9 protein-coding genes are annotated in these 12,054 nt (G+C 62.7%); 2 read left to right on the top strand and 7 right to left on the bottom strand.

Annotation, left to right across the window (positions count from 1 at the left end):
* Positions 1–5 precede the first annotated feature (5 nt).
* Together ACFVV5_RS06340 and ACFVV5_RS06335 are read left to right on the top strand one after the other, a co-directional pair.
* The gene (locus ACFVV5_RS06340; RefSeq protein ID WP_387241320.1) at positions 6–608 is read left to right on the top strand and encodes a helix-turn-helix domain-containing protein; all 603 of its coding nucleotides are present in this window, start codon (positions 6–8) and stop codon (positions 606–608) included.
* Between the two features lie 293 nt (positions 609–901).
* On the top strand, positions 902–1,183 hold the full coding sequence (locus ACFVV5_RS06335) for a hypothetical protein (protein WP_387240629.1): 282 nt from the start codon (positions 902–904) through the stop codon (positions 1,181–1,183).
* Between the two features lie 80 nt (positions 1,184–1,263).
* Here the strand turns inward: ACFVV5_RS06335 and ACFVV5_RS06330 are convergent, their stop codons facing one another.
* The 7 genes from ACFVV5_RS06330 to ACFVV5_RS06300 form a co-directional block, all read right to left on the bottom strand.
* On the bottom strand, positions 1,264–2,775 hold the full coding sequence (locus tag ACFVV5_RS06330; protein WP_387240626.1) for a hypothetical protein: 1,512 nt from the start codon (positions 2,773–2,775) through the stop codon (positions 1,264–1,266).
* Between the two features lie 159 nt (positions 2,776–2,934).
* On the bottom strand, positions 2,935–3,528 hold the full coding sequence (locus tag ACFVV5_RS06325) for a hypothetical protein (protein ID WP_387240623.1): 594 nt from the start codon (positions 3,526–3,528) through the stop codon (positions 2,935–2,937).
* Between the two features lie 76 nt (positions 3,529–3,604).
* Positions 3,605–6,490 (bottom strand): AAA family ATPase, encoded by a 2,886-nt coding sequence (locus ACFVV5_RS06320; RefSeq protein ID WP_387240620.1) that lies wholly within the window; start codon positions 6,488–6,490, stop codon positions 3,605–3,607.
* 59 nt (positions 6,491–6,549) lie between these two features.
* Positions 6,550–7,278, bottom strand: a complete 729-nt coding sequence (locus ACFVV5_RS06315) for a YoaK family protein (protein WP_387240617.1) — start codon at positions 7,276–7,278, stop codon at positions 6,550–6,552.
* A complete protein-coding gene (locus tag ACFVV5_RS06310; RefSeq protein ID WP_387240614.1) occupies positions 7,275–8,507 on the bottom strand; it encodes a threonine/serine exporter ThrE family protein in 1,233 nt (410 codons plus the stop codon). The genes ACFVV5_RS06315 and ACFVV5_RS06310 overlap by 4 nt, the downstream gene beginning before the upstream one ends.
* Positions 8,508–8,596: 89 nt before the next feature.
* Positions 8,597–10,171 (bottom strand): class II fumarate hydratase, encoded by a 1,575-nt coding sequence (fumC, locus tag ACFVV5_RS06305; RefSeq protein WP_387240611.1) that lies wholly within the window; start codon positions 10,169–10,171, stop codon positions 8,597–8,599.
* A 354-nt stretch (positions 10,172–10,525) separates the two neighbouring features.
* Positions 10,526–11,962: an MmgE/PrpD family protein gene (locus ACFVV5_RS06300; protein ID WP_387240609.1), complete on the bottom strand. Its 1,437-nt coding sequence runs from the start codon at positions 11,960–11,962 to the stop codon at positions 10,526–10,528.
* Between the last annotated feature and the right edge of the window lie 92 nt (positions 11,963–12,054).

Below are 12,054 nucleotides of genomic sequence, written 5' to 3'. Positions count from 1 at the left end.
CAACCATAGTCACCAGGAAACCCCCGGCCCGGGCTCGCCTCCTTCGCGAGCTTGGCGCGAACATCAAGCACTGGCGGAAGCTCGAGGGCCTCAGTGCCGCGCAGCTCGCCGACCGGGCGCACGTCACCCGCGACATCCTCCGGGCACTGGAGAACGGCACGGGCTCACCCCGGTTGGATTCCGTGCTCGCAGTGCTCACGTCTCTCGGCATCGTGAACACCCGTCGTCGCCAGCACCGACCCGTGGAACTCGAACGCGTGCCGCGCGCTCATGGACGAGCAGCTTCACGTCACCGATATCGAAAGGGTTCCATGAGCAACCTCATCGCGCCCTCGGCGCTCACCAACAAGAACCAGCCCTGTCCCGCCTGCGGGACCTGGGCGTGCGAGGACTGTGGTCACCGACGCTCTGGCGCGAACAGGTTCTCGCAGGATGCACAGCAGTGCTCGAGTTGCCAAAGCCTCAACGGTCGGATGGAGCCGACCCGTCACCGCGCGGATCGCGCGGACGATCACGAGATCTCGTATCGGTCATGCATCGCCGACGGACTCGCCCCGCGGTACCCGCTTGACCCCGGTGCCCTTTCGCGCGATCCCGCGGCCAGCTAGATCCGTCGCCCACCGAGCCGCAGCAGTATCACATCAGTGTCGGGCTCGCACGAACCCTGCGCGCTCCCAGATGGCGGACACCCTCGAACTTCACGATGTCCTCGACGAGCTCGTCGGACCCACCCAGCGTCATCCTGGCGGTGTGAGGGCGACGTCGCTGCGGAAGATATGGCCGATGCTGACATCGGCAACAGCATGCGGATAGTCGACGTTTCTGGCTGCTCACCCGGACCGGGCGGACCAATCCGGTGAACTATCGGGGCCGGCACTAGCGGATGCGCCACAATGAACAGGTGACGAAGAAGATCGACTCAGCTCTGAAGGAGCTTCTCAAAGCGCTGAAGAAGCACGGTGAGATCGCTGGTGCACATCGCGTTTCCGTCAAACAGCTCCAGCGCGCAAACGCAAGACTCACGCTGGCGGCCGCCGCCTACGTCGAGGCTGTCTATGCACGCACCGGTCAACCCAGCCCATTCGCGGAGCTCGTAGACCCAGGGCTCGATGAGGACACAATTCGATCACTGAAGATCGAACGCGACTCCGCTCGCAAGCGACACATCGCCCCCCTCACCTGAGACTCACGGATCCGAACCGATCCGACATGGGAAGCGGTCGAATGTTCGTGTCTTGAGACCGTGGCAGAGTGGCTCGAATTTCAACCTCGATTGAACACTCGACGTGTCGGACGGCTCGGTCTCGAAGGACGCTCATTCGATTTGCGACGGCACCCTTCGAGCATGAGATCGCGGATTAGAGCTATGTCACCCCAGGTGGCATTGGATCGAACGATCTCGGCGAACGGGCCGTCTGCTCCAGGCCTCACGAGCAGGAGACGCTGAGCGTCCACAAGAAGCCCCGGAACGTCGAGGTCATCCATATATCGTCGGAGCTGGCGAAAATCCGGAGAGTCGGACCACACCCCCGACGCGGGCCGAAGGAGAGTGAGTTTGACCTCTACCGCAAGCGCGGGAGCTGGAGGTCCACCGTAGTCGAAGACGAAGTCGACGAAGCCAGAAGGCACGCGATACTCGGGCGTCACAATAGGTCCTAGGGTCCCGTCCAGCATCTGTGCGGTTGAGAGATACGGTGCGGCATCCAGGAGCCGCGCAAGCGGCCACACGACGTGCTCGGAGACGCTGGCCTCCAACGGCAACAGGCCGCCCGGGATCGCCTTCCATTCCTCAAACGTCGTGTCAGCCTTGTCCGGCAGCTCGGCCATGCCGACTGGTATCTGGACAATGCGATCCACCTCCGCTTGCTGCTCGGGTCGCACCGCTTTGAAGGTGAGGGCCGCGATCGTCTTCGATGGCAGATAGTGACCCGAACGCCCCCGAAGCGGGAGGTCGCCGTTGTGAGCCTGTTGGAGTTCCTTGTAGGCAATGGGTTCGATTTCGACGAGTGGTGTCAGATAGACCCACCACTGATGCGGGTCAACGGTCGCGTCGGCGTTCACCTCAAGACCGGACTCCCAGAAGGGTCGCAATGCCATCCTTGCCACGAAATGCGCGGCTTTCCTCGGTGCTACGAAGTACACCAGAACAAGGTCGCCGAACTCTCCGTTCTTCGGCGCTGTCCATTCCGTGTCGAAGATGCCGGCCACACCGTCGTCCCACATTTCGGCGAGCTCCTCCGGTGTCGGATAGCTCGCCTCGCTTGCCATAAGCAGCCACGCGTTCCGAGGCGCGTCCGTCGCCGGCTCGACCCGGTACGGAAACAGGTCACCCACGGCGGGCACCTCCGCAACGCCACCGTTTTCCCAGGCGTCAGCGAATGGCAAGACAACGGAGTCGATGAAGTCCGGAACGATCGAGTCGTGACGAATCTCAAAACGAATCAGAGGCCGAGCAGTAACCGATCCGTCATCGTGCTCGTCGCGACCGACGGACAGAACACCCAACACGGGGTGCGGCTGCTTGCTGACCCACTCGAGGACCTCAGCCTCTGTGACGGTGACACCGTCCCGGTCGAGCAGGTATGCAGAGATGCTGAGACTGGTGCTGTTGCCCAGTTTCTCCTCAACATCGAGATAGGCATCCGCGGACAAAAACCTCACCCAATTCGGACCACTGTCCACATAGCCGTCCTCGCGCGCGAGCACCCGAAACACGAGATCAAGCACGCCGTGGAGATCCGGCAACTCAGGCAGTTGGTCGTCAGTGATTGTCATAACGTGCTCCTAGTTGTGACCTGGGACAGGGACACCACATTCGGCCCAGATGGCATCGGGTCGGTCGGTTTGTTACACGCGAGTGCACGTCAACGATTCGTGCAGCCCGAAGGGTTCGCCCACCGGCTCGATTTCCTAGTCGCTCCACCCTCAAGGCCGTTATCCAAGGCAGTGCGCTTCCTGAATAGTGAGCGAATCCGTCCCGTCGTCGGCGCGAAGGGTCACCTTTGCCCAACCGTTCTCTGGCAGGCCTGCCGTGATTGCGTTCCTGCGACCGACGGAAACTCCACCCGCCATCTCCGAGGCCTCGACGTAGATCCCCGCCGCGCATGCCCGCACGGTAAAAAGAGCAAGTACGGAACAAGCACCGTAGCCACAATCCGCTCCGGGTATCGTTTTCATGTATATTTCGGGTCCTGCACGCAACATTCCGGCTGCTTTGGCTGCTGCGTCTTGCTTCGCTTCTGCGGCCGCAACCTCTGCGGCAACCTTTGCGGCGGCTTCAGCGGCTGCTTTTGCCGCGGAGACTGCTGCTGCATGAGAAGCGGCGGCAGACGCACTCGCAACCGAATCGAAGCTGGTTTGATTTGCCCCAGCGCTGCTGCATCCCGTATTGAACAGGACCATGGTCAGGGCGACAGCTCCGACGAAGAATCTCACCATGAGGTCAACGTGTCGAATATGGATGCATGGCGAGTGAATGGATGATGCTGTAGCGGTGAACTCCGGACCCCAATGGTTGGCCGTACGCATTTGCACCTTGACGGCACTCACTGCATGCGGAACGCGCCGATTCGGTCCCATCACTCAAAGTCGGATCGGTTTGGCATTACGTGGGGTGGTGTTCTTGGCCACGAAGGGCGTCGCGCAGCGCCGACCGGCTCACGATTCCTAGTTTGGGAAACACGCGATAAAGGTGGCCGCTGACGGTTCGCGCGGACAAGAGCATCCGTTCACCGATCTCCTTGTTGCTGAAACCCTCCGCTGCGAGCTCGGCGACGACGAGCTCCTGGGCAGTCAAAGGGGCCCGAACGTCTGGATTGCTCAGATGTTCGCGCGCGACTCGAAGCTCGCTGCTTGTGCGCAAAATCCATGGTTGGGCGCCCAGGCGCTCAAACGTTTCGAGCGCGGAGTGAAGTTGGTCCCGGGCATCGCCGAGACATCGCTCGCGGCGAAGTCGTGACCCGAATTCAAGCTGGACTCGCGCATAATCCAGTGGCCAGTCATCGGCGTGAGGCACAGCGATCGCACTTTCGAATTCCTGGCACGAACCCGCCCCATCGAGTACCAAACCTGCAGCACCATGTGTGAGCATCGCTAGACGTGGCGACAATGCGGGCAGGCCGGCCTCGATCATCGCCGAGTAATGAGCCCGCGCCTCCTCGATTCGTCCAGTGCGGACTCCCGCCTCGACCAGGTCATACGCAACCAAGAGGGCTTCTGGCACGTATGGCGCGAACCCCCCTGAGCGCCCCACTGCCGAAGCGTGACCATAGACGTCCTCCCAGTCTGCTCGACCGCACGCCGCGACGGTTCGTGCGTGATGACTGAAACGTTGTAGCGCAACCGAGTCGAGCCGCACGGCGATCTCATCCAACCGAGCCGCCGACTCAGCCGCCTCGCCTGATTCACCTCGGGCTCCTGCGAGCAGCGCGGCAACGTACTCGAACATGCCCAGAACTGGGTGCGCCAGTAGATGAATGCTTGCTACCGCCGCACGGCCCTCACTGACCAGTTCCTGCGCTTCGCGCCACCGTCCGGTTGAAAAGTCGTTCAGCGTGACCGAAGCAAGTGAGCGGATGTATGTCAGAGTCGTCTCTCGGCCCCGCCCGGACTCGATCAGACGCCAGCCAACAGGGCGACCGTTGACTTGAAGATCGAGGAACGTTGCCGCGGTCAGGAGCTGGTGGACGTAGACCGATTCGTCACGGTCGTCGAGCGCGGACAACATGTCCCCGATCCGAGCGCGCTGCGCTGGCTGGGCGTGCGCCGTGTCAGCAAGGACGATACTTAGCGTTCGGAGCTTCTCGGGGGCCTCGGGCTTCATTCGCGCGAGCGCCTCGAAGAACGCCCGCCATTGAACCTCACGGCTCGTTGTCAAGCACAGCGCTAACCAGAAATGCATGGCGTCGACCAGTTCCCTGTTCGTCGCGTCCCAGCCGTGAAGGCCCTTCTCGACGGCGTCCTGTGCCAGTTGACATGCGGTGCGACTGCCCGATCCGTTTTCGAGAACGGCGAAGGCCTTGGCCAGCGCAGCGTACATCGAACCGGAGGTACCGTCGGAGGGGCCGACCTCCTCTTGCAATCCAGAGTCAAGAACCGCCTCTCCCAGCGTTTCGGCGGCGACGAACGCCGCGCGCGCGAACCGCCTCCGTCTCTCGATCGGTTGCGGGCTCATACGGGCCGCCTGGGCGAGGGCTTGAGTCGCCACGCGCGACCTTCCGCGGGCGAGAGCGACTCCTGCCGCACGTTCGAGCAACATCGCAACCGTTTCGTCCGCATCGGTTGCAGCTTCGGCGAGGTGAAACGCCCTGGCTTCGAGACGGGTCCCTTGACGTTTCGCCAACGTGAGGTGCGCGACCCTGCGCTCCCCTGAGCTTGCACGGGCGACCAATGTTGATCGGATCAGCGGATGCTCGAAGCGTGCCGTGAAGGTCGCCAGATCAACCTTTATCAGACCGGCCCGCTCTGCCGGGGCTAGATCATCAAACGTCAGCTGAGTTTCCGGCAGCGCCCGAAGGTCGCCTCCGCTGTCCAACGCCAGCAGAAGCAGAAGCCGCCGCGTTCTTTCAGGAAGGTCATCGATCTGCGTCGAAAACGGCGACACACCAGGATCGGGATCCAACGCGACTATTGGGTATCCACCTGATCCCAGCGTCAGCGCTCGACCTACCTCGGGCAGGAGTTCAAGCAGCGCGAGCGGATTACCGTCGGCTTGCTCCAGCAGCACGGCGCGCGCATGAAGCGGTAGCCTCGGCTCGACGGAATCCAGCAGCTCTTCGGCGTCTCCCCTGGCGAGTCGGCTAAGGACGATCTGCCGTTCGAGCGGGAATGGGACTCGTTGACCCAATGTCTCTACCGTGCCAATTAGCCCGATCCTCGTCCCGCTGAGCCGGCGTGCGAGCAGGGAGAGCATGAAGTCTGTCGAGGAATCCACCAAGCTCAGGTCGTCAACCAAAAGCAGCACTGGGCGGTCGGCCGCCGCCCGAGTCAGCAGAGAATGCACCGCATTGAAGAGAACCAACGCGTCTGAGCGGGGGCCGACCTCGACGCCAAGCGCGGTACTCAAGGCTGTGCGGTGTGAAACGCTCAGTGACGAAAGGTGCTCCAGCACCGGGAACAGCAGCTTGTGGAGCGCGGAGAAGTCGAGCACACTTTCCCGGCCGAAGCCATCGGTCGCAAGGACAAGATACCCCGCGCCGCGCCCCATCTCCCCCGCTGTCCGCAAGAGCGAAGTCTTGCCGACCCCAAGCTCTCCAAGGAGAAGCAACCCGGACCCGCTGTGAGAGAGCGAATCCACGAACTCACCAAGTAGAACCAATTCGCCGTCCCGCCCAATCAGCGTCTGGGTCAATTCATTCGAATCGCGCGCACTCCACGGACGGCCGGAGGGTGCGCTCGCGCTGTAGTTCGTGGTCGAATTTCGTCGGTTCTGCATATGTGCAGGGCCGACCGCGGCACCAGCTAAGGGAGTTGTTGCCAGATTCAGGCTCACATCGGCTGATTCGAACCCAGCTGAATCTCCTAATCTCATCGGATGAGGAACGGACCCGATCATACGATCACGTCCGTTGAGGTCCCGCGCTCGGACCTGCGTCTGTTCCACACGATTCCAGCGAGGAGCACCGTCGCGAGCACCGCGGGAACCACGGCGGCGTGGTCACTTAGAAGTGTCGCGCCGAACGCCCCCACCACGCATCCTCCGAGGAACCCAACGATAAGGGGCCACGTCTGCGTCCACTGCGCACGAGCCGAGTCTGATCGCCCCCGGGAGACGATGATCTCCATGCCCGAAACTGTGGCACCTACGAGGTTGCCTGTCATTACGGCTGTCGAGAGTGTCTTCGGCGAGGCAAGGTGGAGGTAGGCGTTCTGCGCAGCCATTGCAGATACAGCACAGATTCCAATGACGATCGCGATGCCGTGTTCAGGGTCCGCCGAAGCGCGACCGGTGAATGACAGGATTGCCGCCGCAATGAGAAACACGGCCTGAGCACCAAGCAGTGCGTACGTGGATCGAGGGGTTTTGGCACCCAGCCTCGCTGCCACAACGGTGGCGATCGCCGTGACAATGATGAACGAGGGTACCGCGAGCAACAGCGCAGTACCGGGCCTTGCCCCAGTCACAGTGTCGGCTGCGATGACGACGAGGTTTCCGGTGACGTGTGCGGAAAAGAATCCGCCGAGCAGAAGCCAGCTCGTGACGTCGGTGACGCCGGCTATCACGCTGAGGGCCGTCGGCACAGCCATCGCGGGCGACGAGGTCTTCTTGGTCGTAGTCATGGCCGCGCTCCTTGACGGCGACGGCCCCCGACCGTGCTGTAGATCGTTGCCGGGACGATGAACCCGAGCGCCATGGCCAGAACGGTGAGCAGGGCGGCATTTGCGTCGTTCACCGAGGCGACGAGCAGCGAGATTGCCTGAGCCCCCGTCGCCGACTGTAGCTGCGCGAGTTCGCTCAGCGATCGGAAGACGAGAGCCCCTGGCATCAGCGACACCACGGATGCGAAACCGATCGCAGAGAACGGAACCTGGAACCGATGCGAGACCGGAATGAGAACTGCCCCGGCCACAAGGCAGGCGAGACCCGCTCCCACATACGACTCGAGGTGCCATTCATTGAGTGCGACCCAGCGAATCGCGTGCACCGCTGCACCCACGAGAAATGGCCAGTACAGGATGCGGAGGGGAGCTGAATAGAACACCCCATAACAGATCGCGACGACCCCTGCCGTCACGACGTCAAGCCCGATCGAGATCTCGCGACCGGCCGGGTCGACGATCAGTCCGGCACCGCCCAACCACAGTCCGACGACGAGTCCCACACCGATCGACAAGAGCGTCAGGAAAGCAAACACCAGCCTGTCGAAACCGAGCGATATTCGTAGCGCGGCCAGGTCGAGCGATCCGTTGAGAAGGTGAGGACCTGGAACGAGGATCATGCAGGGACAGACCGCCACCAGCCGAAGGGTCGAACTGAAGCCGAGGTTGATCGCCACAGCCCCGAGCAGCCCTGCAAGGAGCGCAGCGAAACCGACCTGCCAGAAGTTCGACCCGCCCAGCCTCGCGATTCCTCGGCGAAGGAATGCACCCGCCGCCGACGAGATCGCGATGACGACCACGGCCTGCCAGTGTTCGACGCCGAGAATGATGGCGAGAGAGCAAGCTCCGACCGCACACGCGGCCGCGAAGAGGAAGATGTTCGGAGGCGGGAGCGCTACCGCCCGCTCTACTGCACTCATGGCTTCGGAAAGCGTAAGCCGACCGGCGGAGAGTTGGTTGATCGCCTTGTCCACCCCGAGCACCCGGTTCATGCCGATGCCGGCGGGCCGTGCCGGCACAAGGTCAGTCCTTACGTCCGACGGACTGTCGCCGAGCGTCAAGGTGGACTGATCCCATCCGAGTTCCACGCGCGCGGACGTTCCCAGCGCGGCAGCCATCTGGTTCGTGCGCGCGATCGTGCGCTGGGATCCGGCGCCATTGGAGTGCAGGGCAGCTATCGCGTCGGCCATGAACCGCTCTCCCGCAGCAGCCGTGTCGGCTGCTGCGGGAGATGATGGCTGCGACGCTGGCCCCTGGTCAGGTCCGCGCCGCTCGGACATCAGGCGCCCTCGACGCCGTGCCCGACCAGACTTGCCGGCACGACGATGGAGTCGAACTGTTTCTCGGTCACGTGACCCGAGGCGATCGCCGCCTCCTTCAACGTCTGGTCCTTGGCAAGGGCATCCTCGGCGATGTGTGCCGCGTTCTGGTAGCCGATCACCGGGCTGAGCGCGGTCACGAGCATCAGGCTTTCACCGACATAGTCCGCAATCTTCTTCTCGTTCAGGTCGGTCCCCTTCACCGAGTAGGTGAGGAACTTCTCGAGCCCGTCGCCGAGGATCCGCGCCGAGTGGAGGAAGTTGTTGATGATGATCGGGCGCATGGCGTTGAGCTCGAAGTTGCCCTGAGACCCGGCGAACGCCACCCCGGCGTCGTCACCGAGTACCTGGATGCTGATCATCACCATCGCCTCGCACTGGGTGGGGTTGACCTTTCCCGGCATGATCGACGATCCCGGCTCGTTGGCAGGCAACACCAGCTCGGCGATGCCGGTCCGCGGACCCGACGCGAGCCATCGCATGTCGTTGGCGATCTTCATCAGCGCCACCGCGAGACCACGCAGCGCCGCGTGGGCGCGAACCATGGCATCCAGCGAGCCCTGCGCCATGAACTTGTTCGGCGCGGTCACGAACTTCTTGCCGGTCAGTTCGGCGATCGTGCGGGCGATCTCCTTGCTGAAACCCTCCGGCGCGTTCAGTCCGGTACCGACCGCGGTGCCGCCAGCTGCGAGTTGCAGCAGCCCTTCGCGACTGTGCGTGATCTCGTCGGCGCACGCACGGATCTGCGCCGCCCAGCCCGACCACTCCTGGCCGACCGTCAGCGGAACCGCGTCTTCGAGGTGCGTTCGGCCGATCTTCACAACATCCATCCACTTGCTCGCCTTGCTCTCCAGTTCGTCGGCGAGGTCGGCAACCCGGGGCAGCAACCTCTCGTCGATCTCGGTGATCGCGGCGATGTGCATGGCCGTTGGAAAGGTGTCGTTGCTCGACTGACCCATATTGACGTCGTCGTTGGGACCGACCGGATGCTGCGATCCCAGTTCCCCACCCAGCAATTGGATCGCACGATTCGAGAGCACTTCGTTGACGTTCATGTTGCTCTGCGTGCCCGACCCGGTCTGCCATACGAACAACGGGTAATCGTCGTCGAGTTGACCCGCGATGGTCTCGTCAGCGGCCTTGATGATCGCATCCGCCTTCCACTTCTCCAGGCGTCCAGCCGCGTTATTGACCATGGCCGCGGCCTTCTTCACGTACCCGTAGGCGTGGTACACCTCCTTGGGCATGTGATCGTTGCCGATGGAGAAATGCAGCAGGGAACGCTGCGTCTGCGCACCCCAGTACCGGTCAGCCGGCACATCGACAGCACCCATGCTGTCGAACTCCGCACGCTGTCCCGTGGCGTTCAGCCCGATGGGTAGGTCCTTCATCACAGGAGTCTGATTGGAATCACTAGTACTCATTTTTCGGGTTCCTCCCTCATTGGCGGTCGGCCGACTCTCTCCGTCGGCTGATCCTTGGACGAAATAGTCGCTGAGGCACAGGGTCGCGTGGGGACGGGCGCACTGGGACACCGCTTCGCAGGTGGGGAAGCGCGAGAAAAGGGGCGGTCCCTGATGTAGTGACCGTCGTCAGAACTGGTGTCGCAATCTGCGATCGGGTGATGTCGCTCATGACGGAGTCCCCTGCGGACTCAATGCGGATTCTAGTCCCGGAGGGTCCTCATGAGACTTCTCGGATGTGATTCTGTGAAGTCGCACGTGGAACTCTGGAATCACTGAGCCGCAACCACTGACGGTGATTGCCTCGACGCTCAGCGGCGGCGGTGCGCCATGACTGAACATTGTTCTGCGCCTGCGATGAGACGCCGCCCGGTTCCAGGGGGTGGCGCGAGTTCGACGCAACCGGTACTTGGTGGTCATTGTCGACTACCCCGAGGCGGGATAGAGAATCGCACCGAGGAGATTAGTTAGGTCTCGGGTCTGGATGGTTGCCAGCGACTGAACAGCGTCCTTGATCTCGTCTGAGAGTGTGCGGTCGAGGTGTCCGTCGACGAGATTGTCGAATTTGTCGACGGCCTGCTGCCAGCTGAACGGACGGGATGGCATGCCGGGAAAGTCCTCGACCGTGTGCGTTCGGACCGTGCCGTCTTTGAGTCGGACGGTGATCTTCGCCGGCATCTGGACCGGATACTCGCGCGTGTAGTCGGGGTTTGGTCGCGTGACGACCTTGCGCAGCAGCTGCTGGACGTCGGCTCGGTTGATCCGATCTGGGGCGAATTGGGCGGGCATGACGCTTCCGTCGAGCAGCGCTACGGCGAGCAGGTACGGAAGGCTGTGGTCGGCCTGCTCCTTCGTAGTGATGTTGTCTCCGACGGGGCCGTAGAGTCCGCCGCCGGCGAAGTCGAAGGTGATCTGGGTGACGTCGGCTTCGATGGAGATCACGTCGTCAGGGTGGATCGCCTGTTGCCGGATGAGTTCGATCATGCAGTGCACTGCCGACTGGGTGTGAATCATCGCGTTGTATTTCTTGATTGTGCTGGTGACCACTCCCTCGTACCCTTCATGCTCCCAGTCGATGTCGATTTGCCTGTGCAGGAGGTTGTCGATGCCGTTGGTTCCCTCGATCACGGCGAGTGGGCCCTGCACCCCGCGGCGGGCGAGGAAGATAGCGTTCATCGAACCGAGTGCGGACTGGGCCGACGCGAGTCCCTTCCACTGCGATAGGGGTTTGGCTCTGATGACAGCGAAGGACGCGTCGCTGGACGCGGCCATCGCGATGCCGTGAGCGATCTGGCCCTCGCTCATCCCGAGCAACTTTCCGGCCGCCGCCGGGATCGAGAAAGCGAGCTGCGTGGTGTGGTCGAAGCCGCGTGTCATGAAGTTGGCGTGGTCGACGAATCTCGACTGGACGGTATATGAGAGCGCGACACCGAGCATGAGATCCCGCCCGCTGGCGCCCACGTACTCGGCGGCGGTGAGGACGCTACCGAAGTTGTCTGCCGTGTGGCACGTCTCTGTCGGGGCGAGAAAGTTGTCCATGAAGTCGACGTAGCGCACGAGGGCGGTGTGCCAGAACGCGGCGTAGACCGGATTCGAGCTGCCTCCAGCGATCAGCGAGGACGGACCGGTCCCAGCGAAGTCCTGCACCTGCTCGCGGAACGCGTTGATGGGTGGGGCGCCGAGCGCCGCAATGCTGCAGGCCAAGCTGTCGAGGATGTGTATGGGCAACTGACGGACCGATTCTGGGGACAGGTCGCCAAACTGGGCGCGGTACGCGTACGCGGCGAGCCGCTCAACCTGCGTGGGGCGACCCACCGATGTTCGAGCGCCCGAGCCGGAGTTCGGGTTGCTGTTTCCGGCCATAACACGCTCCTTTCTCGGAACGAGTATTCACAGTTCGTGATCGGTTGGCGTTGGTCCCCACATAGCCGGCGTCTTCGAACTCGCGCGGGCGG

Source organism: Leifsonia sp. NPDC058248 (genome assembly GCF_042881905.1).
GTDB lineage: Bacteria > Actinomycetota > Actinomycetes > Actinomycetales > Microbacteriaceae > Leifsonia.
This window is presented reverse-complemented; position numbering and strand designations above follow the sequence as displayed.

Excerpts from the sequence above, each read along its gene's own strand:
- ACFVV5_RS06330 (WP_387240626.1), bottom strand. The coding sequence starts at position 2,775 with ATGACAATCACTGACGACCAACTGCCTGAGTTGCCGGATCTCCACGGC.
- ACFVV5_RS06325 (WP_387240623.1), bottom strand. The coding sequence starts at position 3,528 with ATGCGTACGGCCAACCATTGGGGTCCGGAGTTCACCGCTACAGCATCA.
- ACFVV5_RS06315 (WP_387240617.1), bottom strand. The coding sequence starts at position 7,278 with ATGACTACGACCAAGAAGACCTCGTCGCCCGCGATGGCTGTGCCGACG.
- ACFVV5_RS06310 (WP_387240614.1), bottom strand. The coding sequence starts at position 8,507 with ATGGCCGACGCGATAGCTGCCCTGCACTCCAATGGCGCCGGATCCCAG.
- ACFVV5_RS06300 (WP_387240609.1), bottom strand. The coding sequence starts at position 11,962 with ATGGCCGGAAACAGCAACCCGAACTCCGGCTCGGGCGCTCGAACATCG.